Here is a 23758-nt window from a genome sequence, read left to right as displayed (position 1 = left end):
TCTGTCAGGCCTTACGCTGAAGCCTGCCCTCCAGCTCGGCACCGGCCTCGATGGCGATCTGCTCATGGGTGACGTCGGCCTGCACGACCGCACTCGGCGCGAGCTGAACGTTTCGCGCTGAGACCCTGCCGGAAACCACCCCGAGCACGACGAGGTCGTGGGCGACCACGGAACCTTCAACACGACCTGAACCAGCCACGGTGATCTCCGGCGCCCGCAGTGAGCCAACGACATTGCCTTGGACCTCGATCGGTCCATTGGAGGTGGCATCACCTTCGACGACAAGGTCCTGCGCGAAGACGCTGCGGCGAGCGTTTGCGACGGCCGGGTCCGGCCAACGGTCGAGGTCGCCATTTGGGGTATTCATCTTGGTGCCGCCTTAGCTCAACGTCGTGCTGCATGACTGGACCAGAAGCGAAACGAAAGGGCAACACGCGGCGCCGTGATCGGCGAAGAGACGCAGAGCCCTCGGTACCACATAACTCGTCCGGCAACGGTCGTCGCCGGTCCTCCCTTACGAGCTGTATAGACTGCGTCATCAATCATGGTGATCCTCAAGGCCGTGGTCGCTCTGCCAATTGGGTGTAATTGGGTGCGGAAACGGGTGTCGCCGAGCGCCGGCTTGAAATCACGTTCACGCGCATGTATATGTTTGTGCATATGCAATGGAGGCCACCATGCCGCAAGCTTACTCCCACGACCACGTGCCAGGCCGGGAAGCCAAGCTCTTCCGCAACAACAAGAGCCAGGCCGTGCGCATCCCGGCCGACTTCGAATTGCCAGGTGATCGTGTGATGATCCATCGCGACGGGGACCGCCTTATCCTCGAGCCGGTTCGGCGTCGGAGCCTTCTGGCCGTGTTGGCCGATCTTGAGCCACTCGGTCCGGAAGACCAGTTTCCCGATATCGACGACACACTCTTGCCTCCGCGCGAGGTCGACTTTTGAGCCGACTGTACATGCTGGACACCAACATCGTGTCCGATCTGGTGCGCAACCCGCAGGGTCCGGTCACGCAGCACATCATCAAGGTCGGGTCCGAGGCCATCTGCATCAGCATCATCACCGCCGCAGAACTGCGATACGGCTGCGCGCGGAAGGGATCAGCCAAGCTGCTCGAAAATGTCGAAGCAATTCTCGGCAGCATCCAGGTCTTGGCCTTCGACGTGCCGGCCGATGCTGAGTATGGTAAGATACGGGTCGAACTTGAAGCCGCTGGCAAACCGATCGGTCCCAACGATCTCCTGATCGCGGCCCATGCCTATGCGCTCGGGGCGGTTCTGGTCACAGCCAACATGGGCGAGTTTTCCCGGGTGAGGGGCCTGCATGTCGAGAACTGGCTGGACCAGCCTTGAGCCGCAGACATTCTAACTTTGCTCAGGTGCGACAGTTCTACTTTGCGGCTACAAGAAGGTGTCGCATAATTTTGATTATGTAATGTAAACATCCATCATACAGGACTGACCCCAGTCCAACAAACTAAGGGCTCTCACGTTTCCAGTGTTGCGCAATGTGAGCCCGAGTGAGCTGCTCACCCCTTTTTGAGATTTTTTCGATCCAGTCAGGCGCCATGGCTGAAAAATTGGTGGGATAGTTGGCAACTTCGTCGGCACTTACCAGGTCCGGCGGAGGATTCAGGATCCGGTCGTCGGCTTGGCCAAGGTAAGGCAGGATGAAGCCCTTCAGAACACCGCCCTTCTGCAAGTCGTATAATCGTTGCATAGTTGCGTTCTGAGATCGTGAGAACATGGTGTCCATCACAGCATACATGCGGGATCCCCAAAAGGTTGGAGCTGAGGACATCGCGATGCTGTAGCCGGCCCGCGAGACTACAAGGCGCTCATACTTACCGACGTGAAGGCTAATCGCTGGGTCACGATCCGACCAAAGCGGCGCAAGGCCCAAGTTATCGTACACGCCCCCATCGGTCAAAACGACCTGCTGGCGAGACCTTTGGCCATTCTTGTTGAAGATCATCGAGAGTTCGAGGGTTGGCAGAAAGGCCGGGTAAGCGGCAGACGCGGTTACCGCGTCGGAAATCCTCACCGACCCAGCGTCCGCAACCCCGCGGCGCCACGAGCCAACGCCGTCCTTCGCGAAGTAGAAGGCTGAGCTGGCCATGATGTCACATGCGACGATGATCAGATTGGGACGATCTTCGCGAAGGTCGGATAGAGTGCGCCCTTCAAAAAGGTCGTCAAGAACGCGCCGCAGCACGGTTGTCCTGCTCGCCCAACGACGTGAGCGACTTTCCAGCAAAAATCCTAGGGATGGCCGAACCGCACGAGGAAACGCCTTCAAGGCAAGCCTTGTGCTCCCCAGGGTTAGGCGGTTCAGCCAAGTTAGCGTGCAGCTTGCAACCGCCTTCGGCCCCTCGGCGGTGGTGAACAGCACTTTGATTGCTGGACGAACGAACCCACGAGTCAGGACCTCAATGATTACGCGCTCAAACTTGTCGAATTCACCTGGGTAGCTGCAATAGAGCGCCGCGACAACGCTGCCGCCGGACACCGCCGAGATCGTCGATACCTCGTCGAGGAGTCCTTCGGACCTCAGCGCCCTGAGGCAGCCGAGATGGAACGCCATGGCCCGGCTTCCGCCACCAGATAGTGCCAATGCAACACGCTCTGGCGCCTTTGATTTAGTGTCACTGTTCATTTGTATGGGACATGGTGCCTTCGAGGCTTACACGGCCCTGCCAGGCAACGCGGAGCCAGGTTTCACGTTCCCCGCAGATCATCATGGCATACGGCACATCAGTAGGATCTAAGTGCCGTGACAAGTAGGCAAAGACCGTCTCGTCGTCTCGGCTAGGTCGAGCTGCCGCATGAACAGGGTGGCTATGCCACTCGCCGACATAGTGCAGTCGACCCGCAGTTTTAGCCGCCATTCCTTCTATGATTGGCCTGAGGTTCCGAGCTCCGCGGACAAAGTAGGTTGGCGCTTGTCGGCTGTCAGGCGGAGCAGGTAAGGCGGCGACAATGTTGACGGTGCCCCGAATAATGTCGAACGTGCCTACCAACACACCACCTGTCTCATTGGGGGCTGCTGCGGCCCTAAGGTCTGCCATCATCGTCAGCACTGATTTGCTGACTGCAATACGAAGGTCGACCGACGTATGTCGATGCACTGGCGAAATCGGCAGCGCTATTGGCACAATGCCCCCAGAGTCAGGGTCGAGCCGCCAAATCACAGCGGTGAGCGCCGTAGAACCGACCAAAGAGACCAACTGGCCAGCGGCAATCCCACACAGGGTCTGCACCTGCCAAGGCGGCAGCGGCCGTGTGAGGTCTTGGCAAGCATTGGCGTATCGGATGCGGTCGATTCTGGCGGCATCGAGATGCCCGGCAAGTCCTGGCGCAGTAGCAGTCGCCAGAAAGTACTGGGCCTCGATCTCGTCAAGACGGGTTGTCCGTCTAGCGTCTTCGGCAAGGATCACAAGGTCAGCCCCATCGGGACTGAAGAAGATGCTGGCGGCTCGCTTTATGTCTTGCCGGTCGGACAAGTGGGCGACGACCGCTGGAGAAGCGCTGAAATCGACCACAAGGTCGGCCAGCGCGAGTTTGTCAGCGTGCGGCTCCATACGAAGAACGTCTGCACGAGTAGCGGTTGCATCAGCCTCAACAAAAAGATGGTTGACCTGATCTGCAAGCGCGTGGGCTTTGGGCGCGCCAACCCACGCATCGCCATAGCTTTGGCGAACTGTGTTGTGGGGCAACACCACATCATCGTCGATGATGGCCCAGGCACCGATCCCGGTTCTCGCAGTGTTCATTACGACGTTGGAGCCGATTGCCCCTGCCCCGATGGCCACAAGTTGCGCATCAGCACGTTCTGGCACCGCTGAATGTGCTCGAGCCGTGCTCCTATCCAAGCGCTGTACAACGCGCCAGCCTTGAAGCTCGATGGTACTCAAGTCTTTGACCAACCGAGGCAGCATGGCTTGCCCAGTAAATACCTTCCCGTTGTCTCGGTGCGTGATCGTCAGACCAAGGCATTCGCCGAAATCCGCCAAAGTGCCGACGGGTTGATAGGCCCAAACCTCCACGGCCTCGTCCGGCCCCTCGGCGGTCCTACGCTTCGGCACGGATACAAGGAGCAGAGGGTAGTGGTCGGCTGCATGAGCCAATTGCTCTGGCGCAACGATCCACTGTCGCATTTCGGTGAAGAGGTTGCCGCCCAGTTCGTCGGATAGTTTCAGCAGGCCGCCAAGGTCATACGGACGCGCGTGCAACGCACCATGTACCTGCGAGGGCAAAACTGTCGAGAAAAGCGCGAAGCGTGGCAAGCCTTCGCTGTCAGACCTCTGATGCGTGTCTAAGCAAATTGTCCAGCGCTCTTCGTGTTCAACCGCACCGACGAGATGCCAAGGACCGACTGGCTCTCCTGCTGGAACGATCAACGTATGGGCCGTACCTGGGATTAACGGCTCAAGGCCCTGTTCATCCTGATGAAGCAGGCCGCTTGCAGTCCGCGACAGCCAATCGCGTAGCCGTTCTATCAAAACTTGTGCAGTTAGCGTCCGCGACAGGTCCTGCCACGCCTCCTCCCAGACGCAAAGGCTTAACCCATCAGCCCCGCGATCCCTGACCGTGTGAACGAGGCCCACTGGGAAGTCGGCACGTAATGAAAGCACTAGTGGGCTCGCAACGTCGCCAGGTGAAAACACAAGGCGCAACGGCTCTACCGGCTGGATCGGGACTACCCGATCCTGTGCCAATTCTGGCTCTATCTCAATGTCAAGCTCACATCCGTCCGCCTTGATCAGTGTCGCGAAGGGATGGTCAACCGATCTAGTCAGATAGCCGACGACCGCTTGAGCGAGCTTGGAGGAGGCCTCCGATACGCCCGCTGTCACAAAGACCCCGCACGAGGCGCGGGAGCGGCTATGACGGCGGGGGTACCACCAGCTGCCTTGCGTACCTTAGCGCCCGTGCCGCCAATCTCGATGACCAGCGGCTTCGGGCTGGTCTTCGAGGGATGCTCCATTGTTACTATAAACTGACCGCCGAGGTCGCGTGCAACCCGCTTGTAGTAATTGACGGCTTGGCGATGAGGCGGCTGAGTCGTGTCCTCGGACGGAATTGGGTCGCTGGTCGAGACTAAGATGCCGGCCGTTCGGCCTTGGGTCTCGTAGAGCCAGCGTAGCCGGTCGACCGGGTCTGTCTCCTCGGCACCCTTCTCCTCCGCGAGCGACGTGTAACTCGAATGGTGGGGGACGTTATTGATATCCCATTCAAGCCGGGTGTCGTTTTTGTGATACCTCGTCACCCGTACTATTCCGTCGATCGTCTCGTGGTCGACATCTGCCGAAAGGATCAGCTTTGTCGCACGGCCTTGGACTTCGAAGGTCGCCTGCACAAACAAGGCTGACGCGTTGCGCACGATGACGCCGTTATCAGTGTGCTCGGCGAACGGCGAATGCGCGAAAAACTCCACACTGTCTGAGGCCAGGTTGAACTCCGGGCAAAGCGTACCTGCGTCGCTAATTAGGTTGCGACGCTTTGACGGTTCGATGTCACGATCCCGGAGGAACTGGTCCAGCGCGTCCGGCCTCGAGAAGACCCGGATGCCCTTGCCCTCGATAAACCTATGCCGCGCCTCCGCTCGAAGTGTCCGGGCCTGACCCTCCACACCCTCCTCAAGTATGGCAGTGGCGGGCACCCACATCGTCTTAATTTTGATGCGGTCGCCGCCTTGGTACTTGGCCGCATGCTCCAGATGGAATACGTCCTTCGCGCGATTGCAATGATCGGTGTCGAGGTGAGTGAAGGCGACGACATCGATCTCCTTGTCGTCGCCCAGGCACTCCCGCAACTCTTTCTCAAGATCGCAGCGCTTGTCTGAGGCATCGTCCTTGTTACGCATGTCTGCGAAGTCGAAGAGCGCGAGACGGCCGTTCTCAAGCTCGATCAAGCAGCTGTCGGCGTTACCAATGTTGAAAAAGCGGACAATGTGCAAATCTAATCCCTCACACCTAAGGCCGGCCTGCTTGCCTAAAGTCGAACATAAAGAGAACTTGCGGCTGCCTCAAGAGCGTTGTGACGGAGGATGATACCGGCTGAGCCCGCTACCGCTTTCGCTGCAGCATTGGCCGTTGAGCACTGGCGTCAGTTCACACTGGCTACTTCCTTGCAGTGGTCCTTGACTTGCATACTCCACAGTCGGCTTCGTGCTGCGCCGTTTAAGAATGGCCACTTCGAAGAGAATCTCCTGCACCCTATATGGGCTGAGCGTCGTCGAACGGCCCCCTCCCGACTAAGCCGACGGTCCAGCCCGGCGGGTTTTCCCGCCGGGCCAGCTTGTCGGTCGGCTTCAGAAGCCGACCTCGTCGTCGCGATCGACCAGTTCGGGCGCATCGCCCTCGGCCGCCTTCGGGCGGCTGAGGAAGTCGATCTTCTCGGCGATGATCTCGCAGCCGTAGCGGTCGACGCCCGCCGCGTCGGTCCACTTCGTGTAGTGGATCCGGCCCTGCACCAGAACCTTCATGCCCTTCTCGCAGTTCTCGGCGACCGACTTGCCGAGCCCGTTGAAGCAGGTGATGCGGTGCCATTCGGTATCCATCACGCGGTAGCCGTGCTCGTCGCGGACCGCGCGGCCTTCCGAGAGGCGGGGGCGCGAGGTGGCCAGGGTGAAGTGGGTGATCTTCGTGCCGCCTTGGGTGGTGCGGGCTTCCGGGGCCTGACCGATGTTGCCGGCGAGGATGACGATGTTCTGCATGGTGGTTCTCCTGAGTTTCCGCTGAAGGGACCATCCCTTCAACAAGACCCGGCAGAAGCCTGTCGGGAGACGTCCGCACGGCTGGGCCTAGACCAGCCGGAAACCTCCGAGGGCCCGGGGTGGCGCGGGCAGGACGCTTTGCGGCCAACACGGCCCGGGCAGGAGTTGGGGTTGCGTGCAGGAAACCGAACAGGCTTAGGGGACTGTCCGTCGAAGGGGAGGTGCCTCAGCCGGATCACAGGGGGAGAAACCCAAGCAGACACGCCCAGACCGATCTCATCCGGCAATGTCAGGCCCCAGGGGGAAAGAACCCGGGAAGAGGAGAGAGTACGATCACCACGTCCACCCGAGCCCCCTGCCCCGCTCGTCTCTTGCCGCGCGGTCCTTGCACGACTACGCCTGCTGTATTGGATCAACCGGAGCACCCGATGCCTGATTTCAACCTGGCCACCATGTCGCTCGCAGACCTGCGCGACTTGCAGAAGTCCGTGGCCAAGGCCATCTCCACCTTCGAAAATCGGCAAAAGGCGGAAGCCCGCGAAAAGGTCGAGATGCTCGCCAAGGACCTTGGCTTCACTCTTGCCGAACTGGCAGGACTGGGGGAGCCGAAACGCAAGCGGTCGCCCTCGACGAAAACCTTCCGACATCCGGAGAACCCGACCCTCACCTGGTCCGGGCGGGGACGCAAGCCGGGCTGGTTTGCCGCCCATGTCGATGCAGGCAAAGACCCAGACGTGCTGCTCGGCTGACTTGCGGGAATCGCTGTCCAATGGACCGCCTCGCCCCATTTGCTGTTTGCGAGGATCGCGAAGCCGACCCCGCGTAGCCGCAGTGTTCCCGTCGATCGGGCCGACCTAAAGGTGAAAGGCCCTGGCGGCGGCGGCCGCCACCCTCGTACGCCCGACGCAATGGGTGGGGAGTAGCCAGTGACAGTGCGGCTGGGCTTTTCCCGCTGCCGGAAAGCGCAAGTCATCCCGAGTGGGGCTAGAAAAATTGTAATCTTCGTGCTACATATTTTGAAAATCTGTAGTGCGAAGGTGGCAAATGCCTACTCCACATACTCCTCCTGCGGCCGTGCGCCGCGCCCTTCGGAAGCTCGGCGCGGATATCCACGATGCCAGACGCCGTCGAAAGCTACCGATGGCGGTCGTCGCGGAGCGCGCCTTCACGTCCCGTTCGACCTTGCAAAAGGTCGAAGCCGGCGACACAAATGTTAGCATCGGCATCTATGCAGGCATACTTCAGGCTCTTGGCCTGCTTGAAGGTCTTGGTCAAGTTGCGGACATAAGCAACGACAGCGTCGGGCAGGCACTGGCGAGTGCCGATCTGCCAAAGCACATTCATCTCAAGCGGCCAACGAGGTCGTCCCGCGATGGCTGACTTCGAAGTCCATATCGATCTCCACGGTCGCACTCGCCCGATCGGACTGGCGAGAAGCAACCGCGTTCGCGGCACAGAGACCATCCTTTTCGAATATGACGGCGCTTGGCTTGAGGACGCCGAGCGCTTCTCACTCGAGCCCGCGCTTGCTCTCACGCGTGGCGCCTTCGCTCCTCCGGCCGGACTGGTGACCTTCGGATCCATCGGCGACTCCGCGCCAGATACGTGGGGCCGCCGCCTCATGCAGCGCGCTGAGCGACGCTTCGCCGACCGCGAGGGCCGCGCAGTCCGCACGCTCGCGGAAAGTGACTACCTGCTCGGGGTCGCAGATGAGACGCGGCTCGGCGCGTTACGATTTCGCTGGGTCGGCGAAGAGGCCTTCCAAGCGCCGATCAGGGCCGGCGTGCCGGCCCTGATCGAGCTGGGCCGTCTGCTTCAGATCACCGAGCGGATTCTCCGGGACGAGGAAACGGACGAAGACCTTCAACTGATCTTCGCGCCCGGCTCCTCCCTCGGCGGTGCACGGCCGAAGGCCTCGGTCATCGACCAACATGGCCATCTCTCCATCGCCAAGTTCCCGAAGGAGACCGACGACTACAGCATGGAAACCTGGGAGGAGATCGCGCTGCGGCTGGCCGGCCAAGCCGGCATCGCCACCCCGCAACACGAACTTGTCGAAGTGGCCGGCAAGTCGGTGATGCTATCGCGACGCTTCGATCGCGATGGCGCGATCCGCATCCCGTTCCTGTCCGCAATGGCGATGATGGGCGCCAGGGACGGCGAGCGTGGCAGCTACCCCGAGATCGTCGATGCCCTGGCCCAGCATGGCGCGCAGGGAAAGACGGACGCCCACGCGCTCTATCGGCGCGTCGCCTTCAATGTGCTGATCTCCAATGTCGACGATCATCTGCGCAACCACGGCTTTCTCTGGCTCGGCAAGGCCGGGTGGTCGCTCTCGCCCGCCTATGACCTCAATCCGGTGCCCACCGATCTCAAGGCGCGTGTGCTGACGACGAACATCGACCTCGACGAGGGAACCTGCTCGCTCGATCTGCTCGAACAGGCGTCGGAATATTTCGCACTCACGCTGGCGCAAGCCCGAGCGATCATCAAAGAGGTCGCGACCGTGACCGCGACATGGCGCGAGACCGCGAAGGCCGTCGGCGCCCGGTCGGCTGAGATCACCCGCATGGCCAGCGCCTTCGAGCATGACGATCTCACGCGGGCGCTGGCGCTATGACCAGGACCTTTTTTCATAGCTTCGATCCGCAAGCCGCAAGCCCGGTCTCCGGGGCCACCGTTGATCTAGAAGTCTCCGAGATCGAGGATGCCGGTATCCGGGAGGTGCTGCAGACGCCAGGCGCAGCCTATGGCGCCTGGTCGATCCTCGATGCGCTGTTGACCCCGACCGGCGCAGGCACGCCGTTCGTGTTCAGGGAGCCGCTCGGTCAAGCACGGGAGGTCAAGGTCGCGCTCTCGGGCTTGTTCGGACGGTTCGTCGCGCGTGCCTACCTCGAGCGCTACTTCAACCTCTCGATCTTCGCCCATCTCGGCAGCCGCACGATCGACCTTGATCGCCGCCGTCAGGTCAAGATCACGCGCCTATCCCGCGGCGACCTGCCCGACTGGATCGCCTGCGCATCCGACCTGTCGTCGCTGACTGTCGCCGAAGCCAAGGGTTGCCATGATGTCGGCGGTCCCGCCAAAGCGCTGGACCGAGCATGGGCGCAGGCCCGGCGGATCGACGTCACCGCCCGAGGCCGCAAGGTCACGGTGAAGCGTATCGCGATCGCCACGCGCTGGGGAATGGCGACGGCCGGTCCAGCCGATGCCCGCCTTTCGGTTCGGGACCCGGTCGAGGAAGGCGAGCCGCATACCCAGGAGGAGAAGGACGCGCTCTTCATCGGCATGCTTCGGCTCCATATCGCCAATCTCATCAAACCGCTCGGGCATGCCGAACTAGCGGACGCGCTTCGCGGCCTCACACTGCAATCATTCCCGCGAAGGCTCGAAGGTGAGACCCAGCGGGCGCGATCGCTGCTCGACACATCCCCGGTGCGGGATGTGGACAAGGCGAGCGCCGCCATGGACGGTCTGATCGGCGGCATCGTCACCCGCGCGGGACCGCTTACCGACACCGGCGTTGAGCCTGCCGATCAAGAAGCACTCTCCCGCCTTAATCTCCGGCCAGTCTTTGTCGGGGTCGAGCACGAGCTCATTCGCGCTGCTATCGATGCCGAGCCGCAAGCCATTCGCAGCCGTCTCGCCGAAAAAGGGAGTCCGGACGAGTTTGCACGACCGGACCGTGCCGGCGGCTGGATCATTCCGCTTGGCCAAGAGCGGCGCATCATAGGCGGCATCTGAGACAACGACGGCGGAAGACAAGCATCATGGAAAACGGCCCGCCAGACCATGCGGGCAGGATCGGGGCAGAAGACATGGACGCGCAGGAGAATGACCTCTCGAACGAAGCCGCAGCACTTGCCGACATTCTCAAATGGTCGGCGGATCTGCCCGCCTGGCAGCGCGATGCGCTCAGGCGGCTGTGCGGTCAGTCCAAGCTGGAGACTGCCGACATCACGGCGCTCGTCGCGATCTGCAAAGGCGCTGATGCCGGCAGTCCGCTCGATGCGAACCACGTCAGGGATCCTGCAGCCACCGTCGTCACTGTCGCCGACCACTTCCAGCCTTGCGTTGCGATAGCCCTCCCGGGCGATCCAAAGCTCGGCGGCGGCCCTATTGGCCGCGAGGTGCAGCAGCTCGCTCGTGCCGCCGAAGTCGAGCAGGATCTTCACCTGCCCGGGTTGCGGCACCTCGACGACTTCGAAGGCCAATGTGCTGTCGGCGGAATGGCTGCGCATGATGGTGACAAGGATAATGCCGTCGGAAGAGAAGTTGCCCTCGTGCAGCGTGAAGGAGGCGGGCGCGGTCCAGGTTTGATGGGGGCGCGGCGGTTCCTTCTTCACAAGGCGGCCGATGCCGTTCGACCGCTCCCAGGCAGCGAGCTTCTTGGTGAAGCGCGCGGGCGGTTTGGGGCTGCCGTCGGAGTAACGGACCAAAGCACCCAATGGCGCGGTGTCGATGATGGAGTTTGCAGACATGATTCCTCACTCTGAATGCGAAGAAACGCACTCATTGCATTGATATTGTTTGGTTTTATGTGAAGTGCGGGCGGGTTTCCCCGCCCCCGAAGCTTCAGATCACTCGGCGGCGATCATTTGCGCCGTCTCGGGCGGCAGATCGGAGACGAGGAAGGCCGGAAGGTCGATGTCCTCGAGGGTTTCGACAGGGTCTGCGGTCAAGTCGTCACGATCCCCCACGTCACCGCCCTGCCCCTCCGTGCTTGCCTCACCCTGCAGCGCAACCAGATCGGCACGGCGCAGGACCTCCGGCAACCAGCCGCTGCCCTTGAGGAGCCGCTCGGCCTCCGTGGCCATCTCGGTCTTCTTGAGATGGTCGATCAATTGCGCCGCGCCTTCGCCCTTCGCCTCGCGCACAGCCTCGACAATCCGGACCTTGGGCACGCGGGAGAGATAATTTTCCGCCGTGGGTTCCCAGCCCGCTTCGACCATGTCGAGATCGACGGCCTTTGCCAGCATGTCGGCATGCTTCATGCGGCGGGTGAGACCGGAGGCCGAGATGCCCGCGCCATAGGGGTTCACCCGCTCATGGAGCGCGTTGACGCCTTGGGAGAGGCAATGGGCCAAGAGCGAGAGACGGCTCGCGGCATCAAGCGCCGTGAGATAGTCCCAGAGCCCAGCATCATCGCCCAGAGGGAGCTCGGTCTCCCATGCCGCATGACGCTCCTCGATGGCCTGGGCCACTGCGCTGTCCTTCAGGTCCGGCGCCTGCGCGGCCATGTAGACTGGGCGCACCGAGGCCTCGAGGCAGGATCCCGAGGACGACGACGTGCGGAAGGTGTCGGTCACTAGCTTCAGAAGCAGAAGGGTCAGGGCCACCTCAGGCGACCGCCCCAGGGCCTCGCGCAGCGCAAGGGTGCGGTGGGCTGTGAGTTCCATGACCAGCCGCTCGGGCAAGGGCTTCAGCGCGCCGTCGTCTTCCTCGTCGGGCAAGGCCGAGAGGGGCTGACCTGCCGAGGTAATCACCGTGCCATAGGCGCTGATTGCTGCGCCCTGCCCGTCCGACGCGCCATGGTCGATGCCATCGTCTGGGTTGACCCCGGTCTCGATCGGTGCCTCGTCTTCGGGCCGCACATAGCCACGATGGAGGACCAGCTTGCCCTCACGGTCGAAGGTGACGAAGACCCCTGCCCGCCCGATCTCCACCGGATCGAAGATCACGGGCCGGGTCTCCAAGGCTTCCATTGCATCGGCCAGTTCGCTGAGACGAGCGTCAATGTCCGCGGGGATTTCGTCGGCTTCGGACCACTCGGCGTCGAGTGCCTGGTATTCGGCGAGAAGCTTGGCATGCTCGGCTGCCTCGGCCTCCGACATCGCCGCAGCTTCGCCGGACAGACGACGCAGCCCATAGCCGAAGCCGTAGGGCAAGTCTGCCGCAACCTCGACCCATTTCCAGCCCTCGGCGACGAGCGCCTGAGCCACGGCCTGCAGCTTCTCGCCGACGAGGCGCTCCAGAAGCGCGACGTCTTCCAGCCAGCCGCCATCGTCGCCCTGGAAGAGATCCCGCGCCACGGTCCCGCCCGCCGCTTCATAGGCCTCGATGCCGACGAAGACCGCGCGGCGATCCGACGCGCGGACCGAGGTCTCGGTCAGCATGCGCCGGATGGCGTAAGGTTCCTTGTTCCACGAGCCCTTCACCGCCTCCCAGACTTGCAGCTGGCGCGCAGTATCCGACGTCACGGTAAAGGCCATGAGCTGCTCCAGCGTCATGCCGTCTTCGGCATAGACGTCGAGGAGGGCAGGGGCGACGGAGGTCAGCTTCAGCCGTTGGCGCACGACATGGGGCGTCACGAAGAAGGCAGCCGCGATCGCCTCATCGCCGAGGCCCTTTTCGCGCAAGGCAGCGAAGGCGCGGAACTGGTCGAGCGGGTGCAAAGCGACGCGCTGCATGTTCTCGGCCAGCGAGTCATCCTCGGCGAGGATCGCGGACCCGGCGTCCCGCACGATGCAGGGGATCGGCGCGGTCTTGGCCAACCGCTTCTGCTTCACCAGCAAGGACAGCGCCTGGAAGCGGCGCCCACCGGCCGGGATCTCGAACTTGCCGGTCTCACCGCCTGCCTCATCCAGCACGGGCCGGACGTTCAGGCTCTGCAGGAGCCCACGGCGGGCGATATCTTCCGCCAGCTCCTCCACCGACATCCCGGACTTGATGCGCCGGACGTTGGACTGGCTCAACACCAGCCGGTCGAAGGCGATATCGCGCGAGGGCGACAGGGTCACATTCTGAGCAGCTTTTGCCATCAGACCATCTCCACGACGGGCGCCGGAAGCCACTCTCCCGATCTCATTCACCGTCACCCTTCACCTGCACTTCTCTGACTTTTCTTCGTCTTGACGCGTGTCGCGCAAACTTGGGTGAGACATGGTTGTCTTTGACCAGCGCATTAAGTCGCCACTGGGGGAGCCGCGGTAGTCAAAATGAAGGATGCAGCTGGTCTTCGTAGCAATGTCCACCGCGGTGGACATCACACAGGCACAGACGTCGAAACCGAAAGTGTTGCCAGAATGGCTGATGGTCTGAAGCTATCGGCCCTCTTTCCAAGCGTGATGCTGTGGAAATAGGCTGCGTAGTTTCTAACCCGAGTTCCAAGTTGCAGGAGGATGAAGATAGCAGTTGCTGTGCGCCTAGAACCCACTCGCTTGCTGGCTTCGTTGAAGGTGCCCGGTTGAATACCCATCATCGGCGCGAGGTTCTGTGCATGTCTTTCGATGTCGTCCCATGTTCGGAGCCCCGCTGGAGCGAATGCCGTAGCTTCTCGGCAAATCGCGGTCAGCGTTGGGACGGAGGGAAGCAGATCGCTCTCGACTCTTTCAGATTCTTTTTTTTCTTTTTCGGACTTAGAAAGGTGCCGGACAGTTTGACCGTCATTGGCGGGCAGTTTTGTTGTAATTTTAACGTCCACCACGGTGGACATTTGACCAAGATGGTTCGTGACCTGATCCAGCAGGCAACGATATTCGTCCACTGCCAACTTGCGTCGCATCATTCTGCGAGCGTTTTCTGAAACGGCGCTTCCGGGTTCGATAGTGTCGATATGAGCCAGACCGACGAGAATTTGTTTCCGCAGGAAGACCTGATCGCGGCGGGTCTCTTCGAGTTCTGCGGCAGCATCAAGGAAATCACCGGCGCGTTTCAATAGCGGTGAAAGCGAAAGGCCAAAGCTGACGACCCGACCATCACGCGAGCTGACGCGATAGCGCTTTCGGTTTGGGCTGTCGTGGCGCTCGATCATCCCAAGATCGATGAAACGGTCGATGTGACGACGAAGGGTCCGCTCGTCGATACCGCCGACTCTTCGGCAGATCTCGAAGTTCGATGCGAACACAGTGTCCCCTTGCCCTGGCCGCAGGAAGCTGATGAGGGCCTGCAGGGTCTGGATATGCCCCGGCTTCAGTCCGAAGACACACCTTGCATCGCGCAAGGCTCGAAAGACCGCCCAGATGTCGGGAGGCGTACAATTCTCATGCCGGTCGCGCTGTCTGGCGCCGGCGGTACTTGTGGAAACCTGAGTGAATGCCATGTTTGTTGAACGACGGCCACGTCGGCCCATAGCTTTCCCGGCCTCTCGCACGATTTCTCGTGCAGAAGGCAACAAAAATCATGTCCACCGAATCGGCGACTCTTGACCGGTATGTGGGAGATTGCTACATCATAGGTGCAAATCGATGATGGGCTCTCCGAGGGAAACCTTGGGGGGCTCTTTCTTTTTTGGCCTTCGCTACTCTCCTTCTGCTCGCGTTACATGTTTAGGGGCAGGGATCAGTCTTCCTGCCTTCGCTCTTCCAGCCATTTCTGGAAGAGGTCACGAAGCGTGGCTTCGGCGCGTTCCTCCAGCCAGAGGCCGAAATCTGGATTGTCCTTGCGGTTGACTTTAATCCCGATGGACTTGGCGTCGACGGAGAGGGTCGCAACAACCTTGCCACCCTCATCCTTCACCGTGGAACTGCGTCCCTGCGCTGAGAGGCTTGTTGAACTCTTCGCAGCCCGCTGACAGGCACTGTACACAGTCTGGAACCTGTCGATGCCGGTAGCGTCTTGGGGCAGGGCAGCGAGGGCTGCTCGCGCAACCTCGGTAAGGGGGACCTTTGGGGCGAGAGCTGCAAGATCACCCCACTGACGCCGCCCGGTACCATGCGCCGGGCCGATGAGTCTGATCAACTCGTCGGGAAGTTGTTCGATTACCACTCGGTGATTAGAGATGCCTTGCCTCGTCAATCCAAGTGCGTCCTGGATGACGCCGGGCTTATATCCGGCTTCTTGCATCTCCTTGATGAACAAGGCTTTCTCAATAAATGACGGATCTAGGCGGAGGTTGTTCTCTTGTCCTTGGGCGATCAGCGAAGCGTCGTCATCCAAAGTCCGGACGATTGCCTTGACCGGTCCGCCAACTTTTCTAATCGCGGCAAGTCGCCTGCGCCCGTAAACGACGCGGTAGCGATCCGGCTGGTCAGAGGGCCGAACCATAATCGGGACCTGCTGGCCATGCTTGCGGATGCTTTCGGCTAGCAAGTCGATACCGTCGTCTTCGAAAGCCAGCCGGTCCCGCAAGCCATCGACCTCGATCTGATCAGGGTCAATATCTCGGATGGAGTTGGCCGTGATCTCTCGAAGTGACTCTCGCAGGCCGCCAACGGATCCGCCAAGCTTTGTCGGTTTTGCTGGGGCAGGGGACGAGGCCACGTCCACAGGAGGTTGGTTGAAGATATTTCGGCCCATCAGCGTCGACCCCATGCCATTTGAATCGTCTGCTCAAGCTCGTCCGCGACGTTGTTCACGCTGCTCATGGCCCGGTCGATCGTCTTGCGGATCAACTGGCTCGGATCGACTTCATATATCGTCTGCTGCGTCATTCCGGCGTCCGAAATCGCCGTGGACTTCAGCATAGGTTCCGTCATGACTTGGCCAGCCAGGATCGAACGCAGATACCCTGCCATCTGCGTCTGCGGACCATCTGATGGTTCGTAGCGTGTGATCAGGAACTTCACAAAATCCCAGGCCACCTTTCGCCCGATCGCCTCTTCGACGGTCTGCACGGTCTCTGAAGCAAGTTTTAGGAACTGGCTCATCGAGGCGATATCGAGCATCCCCGGCACCACCGTGACCAAAAGTCCTGTCGATGCTGCAAGAGCAGTCAGGGTCAGGAACCCAAGCTGCGGCGGGCAGTCGATCAGCACCAGATCATAAACTGCGGCGACTTCGTCGAGCGCCAGCGACAGCCTTTCGGCAAAGATAGGCTGCACGCGACGCGCCAGGGCATTCGCCGTCTCGGTTTCGTACTCCGACAGGAGCAATCCAGCGGGTACCATGTCTAGGTTGTGGAAGTAGGTCTTCTGAATGACCGATGAGAGCGGCACTTTGTTTTCATAGCGCAGGGCGTCGTAGACAGTGCCGCTTTCTGCAAACTCCAGCTCGGGCCGGATGCCGAAAAAGGTGGTCAGGCTGGCCTGCGGATCAAAGTCCAGCGCCAGCACCCGATATCCTCGAAGGGCGAACCTCTGGGCAAGATGGATCGTGGCTGTGGTCTTTGAACTGCCGCCCTTGAAATTGACGACCGAGACGATTTGAAGTCGATCGCCGTCCCGGCGGCCCGGCAAATACGCGTCAGCATTCTTTCCGGTCCGGGCAAGGATGTCGCGCAGGGTGTCGATCTCTTCAGCTGAGTAGTAGCGATGCCCACGTCCGTCAGTGAAGACCTCCGGAAAGCTCCCATCCTTATGGCGGTTGCGTAGATTCGACGGGCTGACACGAAGCAGTTCAGCCACCTCCGTTGAACTGAAGCGCCGCAGCGACTTGCGTTCCTCCGGTTGAAAGGCAGCCCGCATTTGCCGGTTCAAAGACTCGGCCAAGCTGTCCGCAAATGCACCGATGTCGGCAGTGCCAACCCCGCGATTGAGTTTCATGCCTCGATCAGTCATTCACTGCCCTCAGGCCCCTACCAGGGCTCTTTCTGATTTTGACGGCATTAAGCCGATCTGACGCGTTTTGTCGTCAGAACCGAAATGACATGAACGCGTGAGTCCATCAAGAAGAATCTACATATGGTGGAGAAAGTTATGCACATCCCTAGCGAGCTTCAACCGAGTGCGCGTGTCCTGTGATCCATAGTCGAAACTGCAAGTGAGCGTTCAAGCTCTTCACCTTCGGTCGCCGCGTCAGAACGGCGACCTTGGAGTCCATGGCGTCTTAAGCCGGCTCGCATTGGCAGTTCGAAAGGTCGCCCAGATCACCGGAGTGTTGAAAGCAGCCCCAGTTTCTCGGCCCGCCCCAAGAGCATCTTCACCGATGACGGCTGCCAGTTGGTCCGCCCGCGGGGCGTACGCTCGCGCATCGCTTCCAGTCGAGTGCAGATCGCCTGAAGCGTGATGTCGGGGTCCGCGCCCTTTATGGCGGCGACGATGGCGGGCAGGCGGTCGTCGGTCTCGCGGCGGCCGGCGCGGGCGAGCACAGTCTCGAGCAGAAAGCCGTCGCGCACATAGGCGTTCACGGCACGTAGCAGTCGGCTCTGCGTCCACTGGCGCTCGCGGGGTAGGGGGCCGTTGACGATGCGCACTACGTCTTCCCAGGCCATGTCGGGGCGCAGGCGGCGGACATGGGGAACCCAGTCCTGCGCCGTCTCGTTCAGGCGCTCCATGTAGCCGTCCTGTCGCGCCAGCCGCACCTTGCGCAGCGCCGCCGGATCCCGGGCGCGCAGGCCCGGATTGCCGCCAACCCGGCCTTCGGTCCGTGCGCTGGCCAGGCCGGCCTTGGTGCGTTCGCGGATCAGGGCGCGCTCGAACTCAGCGGCGGCGCCCAGGACCTGGAGGGTGAACTTGCCCTGCGGCGAGGACGTGTCGATCGGGTCCATGATCGAGCGGAAGAAGGCGCCTTTCGCCTCCAGCCGCTCGATCACTTCCAGCAAATGCGAAAGCGACCGCGCCAGACGGTCGATGCGCACCACCACCAGCGTGTCGCCCTTGGCGATCCGCTCGAGCACGCGGGCCAGCACTGGCCGCGCGCGGTTCCCGCCTGATGCTTGCTCCTCATGGATCTCGGCGCAGCCCGCAGATTTCAGGGCCTGCGACTGGGGCAGGGGGGTCTGATCCTCGGTTGAGACGCGCGCATAGCCGATCAGGGGCATCAAAACAGGTCGTTTGCAGTTGCACATACCACTAATAAACGACCATTTGTAAACGAATGCAAGGGCATGCTGTGTGGCGCTGATCGCCAGAAACCCCTTGGTTTCCATGTACTGAACGCGATCAGAGAGTTCTCCACGCACACGGCGCGCGCGTACTATATAAGGAGCAAATGCAGCTCCACAGAAAACCCTTGGGTAGTTTGCATAATAGACCTATTTTGCACATATGAAGTCCTATGTCTCTGTTCTGCCTGATGAAGCTGAAGCAACTCTCGGCGATCCTGAGGGGGGCGGGCAGTCATCCGAGGACGATCTGTGGTTCCTGCCCGGCCCGATGGAAGAGGAACCGAACTATCTGCTTCCCGGCCCATTGGCTGAGCCCAGTGAAACCTCAGTCGTTGCCGCATGGGCCCGGGCCGAAGCGGGTTGTGCGGCCCGCCTCGCACGCGTGGCCGGAAGATTGGGCGCGCTTGACGACCGTCTGCGACGCGGCCCATCGGGTTGGCGGCACAGATTGGCCCTGATCGAGGCTGCAGAGCTGAGCTGGTTCGTTGGCGATCGAGTCAGCCCTGACCGCCTTGCACTCTGGATCGCGCTTCGTCTGTCTGGCCCTCAGGAAGACTCTGGGGCGCTGTCACGCGTTGGATGGGCTGTTCGACGTCTTACTGAGGGGCCTGGCCCTGAAGCTGGGCTAGCCGATTTTCTCGACCGGCGGGACCCTGAGAACATAGCGGATGACGCCGAGCGGTTCACCGATCGCGCCGATGGCTGGCTCGCCGTGACGGGAGCCGCTCGACATCTGCACCCTATCACCCGGGCTTGTCTGGGCTTCCACCTTTGGAGCCTGGCAGGTCTCGGTCAGCATGGTGACCGGATGGAAGCCGCGGTCACGGCAGGCCGGATTGCTGCAGCCGAAGGGAAGGGTGCGATTTTCGCACCAGTAGCAATGGGTGGGGCAGGGGGGATTCGTGCCGGCGGACCTCCGGCAGAGCGGTTGACCCGATGGCTGGACGGGATGAACAACGCATGCCTCGCAGCGATGCGGCACCTCGACGATCTCGAAATATGGTCTACCCAAGCGGAGACTGTCATGTCGGTGTTGTCTGGCCGTACGCCTCCGGCTTTGCGCTCTGTATTGACCGAATGGCCCTTGGTCTCCGCACCGATGGCCGAGACTTTGATCGGCGCCAGCCGCGCGGCTGTTCAGCGAAACCTGGCTTGGATGGAGGCGAGTGGGCTGATCCACGAGGTGACTGGCCAAGGGCGTTTCAGGATTTGGCGTGCAGCAATTTAGCGGCCAGATGTGACCACAGCTTTTTCTGAGGCTCGGCTTCGGAGGGCCGAAAATGGTGGGCGCTTTTGTGAGGTGAGATCAAGCATCACCGAGTGGCAAGGTCACAACTGCTTCGAGTCCACCTGCCGCCACATTGCGGAGCAAGACTGTCCCGCCGTGCGCCTGAATGATGGTGCGGGCGATTGCCAGGCCGAGGCCGACGCCGCCGGTATCTCGGCTGCGAGACCCTTCCAAGCGTACGAACGGCTCAAAGACTGCTTCAAGTTGGTCTTCGTGCAATCCCTGGCCCTTGTCCGCGATGGTGATGACGGCCAATCCAGGCGTTCGGTCCAACTTTACCATCGCCACCCCGCCATAGCGGACAGCATTATCGATCAGGTTCCTTAGCGCGCGGTTCAAGGCGTGCGGGCGGACGGTGATGGGCAGACGCGACGACGGGGCAAGATTGGCCTGATCTCGCCCTACATCGTTGACCAGATCAGTCAGCAGGACGGCAAGATCGACTTCAGCGGCGGGTTCTGCCCGTGCAACCCCGCGTGCGAATTCCAAGGTCGCCTCGACCATTGCCTGCATTTCCTCGACCAGTGCCTTCAGGCGTACACTATCCTCGGTTTCGTCCAGCATTTCGATCCTGAGCCGCATCGCGGTCAGGGGCGAGCGCAAGTCATGACTCAAGGCGGCGAGCATGTGCGTGCGCTCATTCACGAAGCGGGTGAGTCGGGCTTTCATCCGGTTGAAGGCCTGCGTGGTCTCGCGCACCTCGGATGGCCCCGTCATCGGCAACGGATCGGCATCAAGCCCACGGCCCAAGCGGTCGGCGCCAACTGCAAGAGCGCGCATCGGGCCGACGACGCGCCGCGCGGTCCACCAGGCCACCAAAGCTACCGCCACCGCCATCAACACTACTGGCAGAAGGGCCTGTGGAGTCAGTTGCAGGGCAGGGCGGTAAAACATCGTGCGCACGTTCAGCCAATCGCCCGCCGCAAGTCGAATCGACAGCGTCAGTTCAATGGGGTCGGTCCGCCCTGCCATCATCGCCTCATGCATGGGGCGCATGATGGCTGGCACTCCGTCTGGCAAAGGCATGGACGCGAGGGGAAGCGCATGGACATCGGCGCGAACCTCCCGTTCCGGCTCTCCGAGAATCTGGCGGATCTGCCGCAGAACCATGTCCGCCTCTGCGCTGTCGTGGGACGCTGCAGGCTCGGGCCCGACTTCAAACCGGACAAGCGGAGAATCCGCCGCGCGGAGTATCGACGAGCGCAGATCAGTGGGGGCGCCATCCAGAAGCAAGACAACATTTGCAGCGCGCCCTGCCGCCTCCAGCCCGAGGGCTGCACGAACGGCACGGTTCCGCTCGTCTGTCAGCAACAACAGGCCAAGCCCTTGTGTGATGGCCAGCGCCAAAAGCAATATGATCAGCAACTGCCCGCCAAGAGATTGCGGGAACAGCTTGCGAAGCTTCGGGAAGCGCGCACTCATGGCATTGCACTGACGTCTGCGGCAAGGCTGTAGCCACCACCCCAGACGGTTGCGATCAGCGCAGGCTTGGCCGGATCGGCCTCGATCTTGCGGCGCAAGCGGCTGATCTGGTTGTCGATGGTGCGATCGAACACCTGTGCGGCGCGACCCGATGTGAGATCGAGCAGTTGTTCGCGACTGAGCACGAAGCGCGGCCGTTCCAGAAACACCGTCAGCAGACGGAATTCCGCGGTTGTCAGAGAGACCTCGATGCCATTGTCGTCGGTCAGGGTCCGGCGGTCGGTATCAAGCACCCATCGGTCGAAGGCCAATCTGTGCCCAGCAAGGCTGCCACCAACAACTTCCGCCCGGTCGGATCGGCGGAGGATCGCCTTGATCCGGGCCAGCAACTCACGCGGATTGAACGGTTTGGGCAGGTAGTCGTCCGCGCCGACCTCCAACCCCACGATACGGTCAGTTTCGTCACCCAGGGCTGTCAGCATCAAGATCGGAATGTCCCCCTGAGCGCGCAAACGTCGGCAAACCGACAGGCCATCTTCGCCAGGCATCATCACATCCAGCACGATCAGGTCGAATTGACCCACCTTCATTGCGGCATCCATTGCGACGGCATTGGCGGCAGAAGTTGCGCGCAGGCCGTTCTTTTCCAGATACTTCACCAGCGCATCGCGGATCTCGCGGTGGTCATCAACGATCAGGATATGGGGGGGCAGGATATGCGACGGCTGGGTCATCTTCTTGTCTCCTGCTGTCGACCCTAGCTGAACCCCGTGGGTCTGCGGACAGAAGATTGTCGCAAACCTCTCTCAGGACCTTGGCTTGCGACAGTTTGATACAAAACAGGCGTCGCCCTGACAAACCTGTGGGACACCTCGCCCCCAGATTGGATTCATCGCAATCTGATCCAGGAGAGACAGAATGAAACGTTCAACAAAATTCGCCCTCGCAGCCGTTGCAGCCCTTGGCGTGGCCGCTGTCGCCGTACCGGTCGTCGCCCAGCAGGGTCAGATGCAACATGATGGCATGATGATGGGCCAGCATGGCGGTATGATGGGTGGCGGCCAGAGCTATGCCATGGCCACGTTCGATACTAACAAAGACGGCACGCTCAGCCCCGAGGAAATGACAGCCGGGATTCAGGCTGAACTCAAGACCTATGACACCGACGCCAACGGTACTTTGTCGCTGGAGGAATTCGCGGTGATGCACGCGGCTCACACCCGACCGATGACCGTGCGAGCCTTCCAGATGCACGACGCCGACGGTGACGCGCAGGTGACCGAGGCTGAAATGTCCGCCATGGCAGACATGATGCAAAGCCACATGGGCGGGCAGCAGGGCAACATGCCGGGCATGGGTCATGGGATGATGGACAACGACTGACGCGCCTTTTTTCTCCCGCTAACTGGGCAAAGCTCCGGTTGGCGGGAGAAATCCCAACACAGATCAGGAGGCCATGAAAATGAACGGCTACGGTATGGGATTTGGAATGGGCTTCGGCTGGCTCTGGATGATGGTCACCCTTGTGCTGGTCGGCCTCGCGATTGCGGCGCTGGTCAAATATTTGCGCAAATAGTCGAAAGGAAACACGATGAACTATACGATCAACCGCCTGATCACCGGCGCGGATTTTGACGCGGTCGACGCCCGAACCCGTGCCGCGCTTGCGGAGAACGGCTTTGGCGTGCTGACAGAGATCGACGTCAAGGCAACGATGAAGAAGAAGCTGGACGTGGATATGCCAGCCTACCGGATTCTAGGGGCCTGCAATCCGAAGATGGCACTGGAAGCCATAGGGATGGAACCGCGCGTCGGTGCGATGTTGCCCTGCAACGTTATACTTCGCGAGATCGAAGGCGGAGTCGAGGTAAGTGCGATTGATCCGGTGGCGTCGATGCAGGCCATCGATAATCCGGCGCTTAACAAGGTGGCCGGGCGGGTGCGTGATATGCTGACTGGCACAGTTGCAGCGATCTGAGCCGCGCCGCATGACAGACACCCCTCGTGATCTTGTCAAAGCCTGACCTCGGGCATCTATGCTTGCAGCCCTGATGCTGACTTGTTCACCATTTCCGTCGGTTTCGGGATATTGCTGCCGCAGCTGCCCGACCTGATCGAATGCCTGCTGTGCGCGGCCAGCAAGGCGGAGCAGGTGTCGCGCGCTACCGGGCTGTTGACGGCGCTTCAAATCTTCGCCTTGTTTCTTTGTGCACCGTTCTGGGTGCGGCTGTCGGATCAGTAGGTGCGGCGGCTGTCCTGCTGATCGGGCTTGTGGGCTTTGCCGCGGCTACAGTGGCCTTCGCAGTGTTCGAAATGTTGAACGCAGCCCATGTGGAACGGGTGTTGAGCGGGCTCTTCGCAGCCGCGGTCACCCCGGTTGCCCTTGCGGCGGTCTCGGACCTGCTGGCGACCAAGGTGGAACTGGGTCGTCGGTTGACGTTTGTCTCGCTGGCGGGAATTTCTGAGTTTCTGTTGGGGCTGACGCTGGGCGTTGCGCTGACACGTGGATTGGGAGGGTTTGGAGGTGCGACGGGTGCCTTGGAGCTGATTGCGGCTCTGGTTGTAACGCTGCCTGTGCGTGTCGCGTAGCTATTAGTTTCGAGATACGAAATTCAACAAAATCAA

24 protein-coding genes are annotated in these 23758 nt (G+C 61.2%); 12 read left to right on the top strand and 12 right to left on the bottom strand.

The features are described from left to right. Positions 1–4: 4 nt before the first annotated feature. Positions 5–367 carry a bactofilin family protein gene (locus DRF71_RS23145; protein WP_112312858.1) on the bottom strand — a complete coding sequence of 121 codons (363 nt, stop codon included), beginning with the start codon at positions 365–367 and terminating at the stop codon, positions 5–7. 310 nt (positions 368–677) lie between these two features. Between DRF71_RS23145 and DRF71_RS23140 the strand changes: the two genes are divergently transcribed. Then, positions 678–947 carry an antitoxin gene (locus DRF71_RS23140; RefSeq protein WP_112312978.1) on the top strand — a complete coding sequence of 90 codons (270 nt, stop codon included), beginning with the start codon at positions 678–680 and terminating at the stop codon, positions 945–947. An 11-nt stretch (positions 948–958) separates the two neighbouring features. Then, positions 959–1354: a type II toxin-antitoxin system VapC family toxin gene (locus tag DRF71_RS23135; RefSeq protein WP_198672328.1), complete on the top strand. Its 396-nt coding sequence runs from the start codon at positions 959–961 to the stop codon at positions 1352–1354. Between the two features lie 124 nt (positions 1355–1478). Here DRF71_RS23135 and DRF71_RS23130 read toward each other — a convergent pair whose 3' ends face one another. The 4 genes from DRF71_RS23130 to DRF71_RS23115 all read right to left on the bottom strand — a co-directional run bounded on the left by DRF71_RS23130 (position 1479) and on the right by DRF71_RS23115 (position 6719). Beyond that, positions 1479–2657: a patatin-like phospholipase family protein gene (locus DRF71_RS23130; RefSeq protein ID WP_112312855.1), complete on the bottom strand. Its 1179-nt coding sequence runs from the start codon at positions 2655–2657 to the stop codon at positions 1479–1481. Beyond that, entirely contained in the window at positions 2647–4857 is a 2211-nt protein-coding gene (locus tag DRF71_RS23125) for a Mov34/MPN/PAD-1 family protein (RefSeq protein ID WP_112312854.1), read from the bottom strand. Before DRF71_RS23125 ends, DRF71_RS23130 begins: the two co-directional genes overlap by 11 nt. Then, positions 4854–5915, bottom strand: coding sequence for a hypothetical protein (locus tag DRF71_RS23120; RefSeq protein WP_198672327.1), 1062 nt, complete (start codon positions 5913–5915; stop codon positions 4854–4856). The genes DRF71_RS23125 and DRF71_RS23120 overlap by 4 nt, the downstream gene beginning before the upstream one ends. 399 nt (positions 5916–6314) lie before the next feature. Next, entirely contained in the window at positions 6315–6719 is a 405-nt protein-coding gene (locus DRF71_RS23115) for a single-stranded DNA-binding protein (protein WP_112312850.1), read from the bottom strand. Between the two features lie 428 nt (positions 6720–7147). Between DRF71_RS23115 and DRF71_RS23110 the strand changes: the two genes are divergently transcribed. The 5 genes from DRF71_RS23110 to DRF71_RS29640 all read left to right on the top strand — a co-directional run bounded on the left by DRF71_RS23110 (position 7148) and on the right by DRF71_RS29640 (position 11215). After that, complete coding sequence (locus DRF71_RS23110; protein ID WP_112312848.1) at positions 7148–7468, top strand: H-NS histone family protein; 321 nt, start codon at positions 7148–7150, stop codon at positions 7466–7468. 295 nt (positions 7469–7763) lie between these two features. Beyond that, a complete protein-coding gene (locus DRF71_RS23105; protein ID WP_112312847.1) occupies positions 7764–8099 on the top strand; it encodes a helix-turn-helix domain-containing protein in 336 nt (111 codons plus the stop codon). Next, a complete protein-coding gene (locus tag DRF71_RS28840) occupies positions 8092–9339 on the top strand; it encodes a type II toxin-antitoxin system HipA family toxin (RefSeq protein WP_112312845.1) in 1248 nt (415 codons plus the stop codon). Before DRF71_RS23105 ends, DRF71_RS28840 begins: the two co-directional genes overlap by 8 nt. Next, positions 9336–10463: a hypothetical protein gene (locus tag DRF71_RS23095; RefSeq protein WP_198672326.1), complete on the top strand. Its 1128-nt coding sequence runs from the start codon at positions 9336–9338 to the stop codon at positions 10461–10463. The genes DRF71_RS28840 and DRF71_RS23095 overlap by 4 nt, the downstream gene beginning before the upstream one ends. A gap of 26 nt (positions 10464–10489) precedes the next feature. After that, on the top strand, positions 10490–11215 hold the full coding sequence (locus tag DRF71_RS29640; RefSeq protein ID WP_198672325.1) for a hypothetical protein: 726 nt from the start codon (positions 10490–10492) through the stop codon (positions 11213–11215). 84 nt (positions 11216–11299) lie between these two features. On the opposite strand, the gene DRF71_RS23080 is transcribed toward DRF71_RS29640, so the two are convergent. The 5 genes from DRF71_RS23080 to DRF71_RS23060 all read right to left on the bottom strand — a co-directional run bounded on the left by DRF71_RS23080 (position 11300) and on the right by DRF71_RS23060 (position 18357). After that, positions 11300–13480 (bottom strand): ParB/RepB/Spo0J family partition protein, encoded by a 2181-nt coding sequence (locus DRF71_RS23080; RefSeq protein WP_112312842.1) that lies wholly within the window; start codon positions 13478–13480, stop codon positions 11300–11302. A 224-nt stretch (positions 13481–13704) separates the two neighbouring features. After that, a complete protein-coding gene (gene repC / locus DRF71_RS23075) occupies positions 13705–14760 on the bottom strand; it encodes a plasmid replication protein RepC (RefSeq protein WP_112312841.1) in 1056 nt (351 codons plus the stop codon). Between the two features lie 239 nt (positions 14761–14999). Continuing rightward, complete coding sequence (repB, locus tag DRF71_RS23070) at positions 15000–15971, bottom strand: plasmid partitioning protein RepB (protein WP_112312840.1); 972 nt, start codon at positions 15969–15971, stop codon at positions 15000–15002. Beyond that, positions 15956–17140 carry a plasmid partitioning protein RepA gene (repA, locus tag DRF71_RS23065; protein WP_227754464.1) on the bottom strand — a complete coding sequence of 395 codons (1185 nt, stop codon included), beginning with the start codon at positions 17138–17140 and terminating at the stop codon, positions 15956–15958. The genes repB and repA overlap by 16 nt, the downstream gene beginning before the upstream one ends. Before the next feature lie 323 nt (positions 17141–17463). Further along, positions 17464–18357 carry a recombinase family protein gene (locus tag DRF71_RS23060; RefSeq protein WP_112312836.1) on the bottom strand — a complete coding sequence of 298 codons (894 nt, stop codon included), beginning with the start codon at positions 18355–18357 and terminating at the stop codon, positions 17464–17466. 226 nt (positions 18358–18583) lie between these two features. Here DRF71_RS23060 and DRF71_RS23055 point away from each other — a divergent pair, with 226 nt between their 5' ends. Then, a complete protein-coding gene (locus tag DRF71_RS23055) occupies positions 18584–19651 on the top strand; it encodes a hypothetical protein (RefSeq protein ID WP_112312834.1) in 1068 nt (355 codons plus the stop codon). 78 nt (positions 19652–19729) lie between these two features. Here DRF71_RS23055 and DRF71_RS23050 read toward each other — a convergent pair whose 3' ends face one another. Both DRF71_RS23050 and DRF71_RS23045 read right to left on the bottom strand, forming a co-directional pair. Continuing rightward, positions 19730–21133 (bottom strand): ATP-binding protein, encoded by a 1404-nt coding sequence (locus tag DRF71_RS23050; protein WP_112312833.1) that lies wholly within the window; start codon positions 21131–21133, stop codon positions 19730–19732. After that, positions 21130–21867 carry a response regulator gene (locus tag DRF71_RS23045; protein WP_112312832.1) on the bottom strand — a complete coding sequence of 246 codons (738 nt, stop codon included), beginning with the start codon at positions 21865–21867 and terminating at the stop codon, positions 21130–21132. Before DRF71_RS23045 ends, DRF71_RS23050 begins: the two co-directional genes overlap by 4 nt. 184 nt (positions 21868–22051) lie before the next feature. Between DRF71_RS23045 and DRF71_RS23040 the strand changes: the two genes are divergently transcribed. From DRF71_RS23040 to DRF71_RS23025, 4 genes are all read left to right on the top strand, one after another. Further along, positions 22052–22516 (top strand): EF-hand domain-containing protein, encoded by a 465-nt coding sequence (locus tag DRF71_RS23040; RefSeq protein WP_112312831.1) that lies wholly within the window; start codon positions 22052–22054, stop codon positions 22514–22516. 208 nt (positions 22517–22724) lie between these two features. Then, on the top strand, positions 22725–23111 hold the full coding sequence (locus DRF71_RS23035; protein ID WP_112312830.1) for a DUF302 domain-containing protein: 387 nt from the start codon (positions 22725–22727) through the stop codon (positions 23109–23111). An 81-nt stretch (positions 23112–23192) separates the two neighbouring features. Continuing rightward, positions 23193–23375 carry a hypothetical protein gene (locus DRF71_RS23030; RefSeq protein WP_112312829.1) on the top strand — a complete coding sequence of 61 codons (183 nt, stop codon included), beginning with the start codon at positions 23193–23195 and terminating at the stop codon, positions 23373–23375. 71 nt (positions 23376–23446) lie between these two features. Next, on the top strand, positions 23447–23722 hold the full coding sequence (locus DRF71_RS23025) for a hypothetical protein (RefSeq protein ID WP_157971254.1): 276 nt from the start codon (positions 23447–23449) through the stop codon (positions 23720–23722). The last annotated feature ends 36 nt before the right edge of the window (positions 23723–23758 follow it).

The organism is Pseudogemmobacter bohemicus, from assembly GCF_003290025.1.
Lineage (GTDB): Bacteria > Pseudomonadota > Alphaproteobacteria > Rhodobacterales > Rhodobacteraceae > Pseudogemmobacter > Pseudogemmobacter bohemicus.
Note: the sequence above shows the minus strand (reverse complement) of the source record. Positions and strands in the feature narration are given on the sequence as shown.

Bases quoted from the DNA above. Each gene is read 5' to 3' on its own strand.
- DRF71_RS23145 (WP_112312858.1), bottom strand. From the start codon at position 367: ATGAATACCCCAAATGGCGACCTCGACCGTTGGCCGGACCCGGCCGTC.
- DRF71_RS23040 (WP_112312831.1), top strand. From the start codon at position 22,052: ATGAAACGTTCAACAAAATTCGCCCTCGCAGCCGTTGCAGCCCTTGGC.
- DRF71_RS28840 (WP_112312845.1), top strand. From the start codon at position 8,092: ATGGCTGACTTCGAAGTCCATATCGATCTCCACGGTCGCACTCGCCCG.
- DRF71_RS23140 (WP_112312978.1), top strand. From the start codon at position 678: ATGCCGCAAGCTTACTCCCACGACCACGTGCCAGGCCGGGAAGCCAAG.
- DRF71_RS23060 (WP_112312836.1), bottom strand. From the start codon at position 18,357: ATGCCCCTGATCGGCTATGCGCGCGTCTCAACCGAGGATCAGACCCCC.
- DRF71_RS23080 (WP_112312842.1), bottom strand. From the start codon at position 13,480: ATGGCAAAAGCTGCTCAGAATGTGACCCTGTCGCCCTCGCGCGATATC.
- repA (WP_227754464.1), bottom strand. From the start codon at position 17,140: ATGAAACTCAATCGCGGGGTTGGCACTGCCGACATCGGTGCATTTGCG.
- DRF71_RS23115 (WP_112312850.1), bottom strand. From the start codon at position 6,719: ATGCAGAACATCGTCATCCTCGCCGGCAACATCGGTCAGGCCCCGGAA.
- repC (WP_112312841.1), bottom strand. From the start codon at position 14,760: ATGGCATTCACTCAGGTTTCCACAAGTACCGCCGGCGCCAGACAGCGC.
- DRF71_RS23035 (WP_112312830.1), top strand. From the start codon at position 22,725: ATGAACTATACGATCAACCGCCTGATCACCGGCGCGGATTTTGACGCG.
- DRF71_RS23135 (WP_198672328.1), top strand. From the start codon at position 959: ATGCTGGACACCAACATCGTGTCCGATCTGGTGCGCAACCCGCAGGGT.
- DRF71_RS23105 (WP_112312847.1), top strand. From the start codon at position 7,764: ATGCCTACTCCACATACTCCTCCTGCGGCCGTGCGCCGCGCCCTTCGG.
- DRF71_RS23025 (WP_157971254.1), top strand. From the start codon at position 23,447: ATGTTGAACGCAGCCCATGTGGAACGGGTGTTGAGCGGGCTCTTCGCA.
- DRF71_RS23110 (WP_112312848.1), top strand. From the start codon at position 7,148: ATGCCTGATTTCAACCTGGCCACCATGTCGCTCGCAGACCTGCGCGAC.
- DRF71_RS23095 (WP_198672326.1), top strand. From the start codon at position 9,336: ATGACCAGGACCTTTTTTCATAGCTTCGATCCGCAAGCCGCAAGCCCG.
- repB (WP_112312840.1), bottom strand. From the start codon at position 15,971: ATGGGGTCGACGCTGATGGGCCGAAATATCTTCAACCAACCTCCTGTG.
- DRF71_RS23045 (WP_112312832.1), bottom strand. From the start codon at position 21,867: ATGACCCAGCCGTCGCATATCCTGCCCCCCCATATCCTGATCGTTGAT.
- DRF71_RS23055 (WP_112312834.1), top strand. From the start codon at position 18,584: ATGAAGTCCTATGTCTCTGTTCTGCCTGATGAAGCTGAAGCAACTCTC.
- DRF71_RS23130 (WP_112312855.1), bottom strand. From the start codon at position 2,657: ATGAACAGTGACACTAAATCAAAGGCGCCAGAGCGTGTTGCATTGGCA.
- DRF71_RS23050 (WP_112312833.1), bottom strand. From the start codon at position 21,133: ATGAGTGCGCGCTTCCCGAAGCTTCGCAAGCTGTTCCCGCAATCTCTT.
- DRF71_RS29640 (WP_198672325.1), top strand. From the start codon at position 10,490: ATGGAAAACGGCCCGCCAGACCATGCGGGCAGGATCGGGGCAGAAGAC.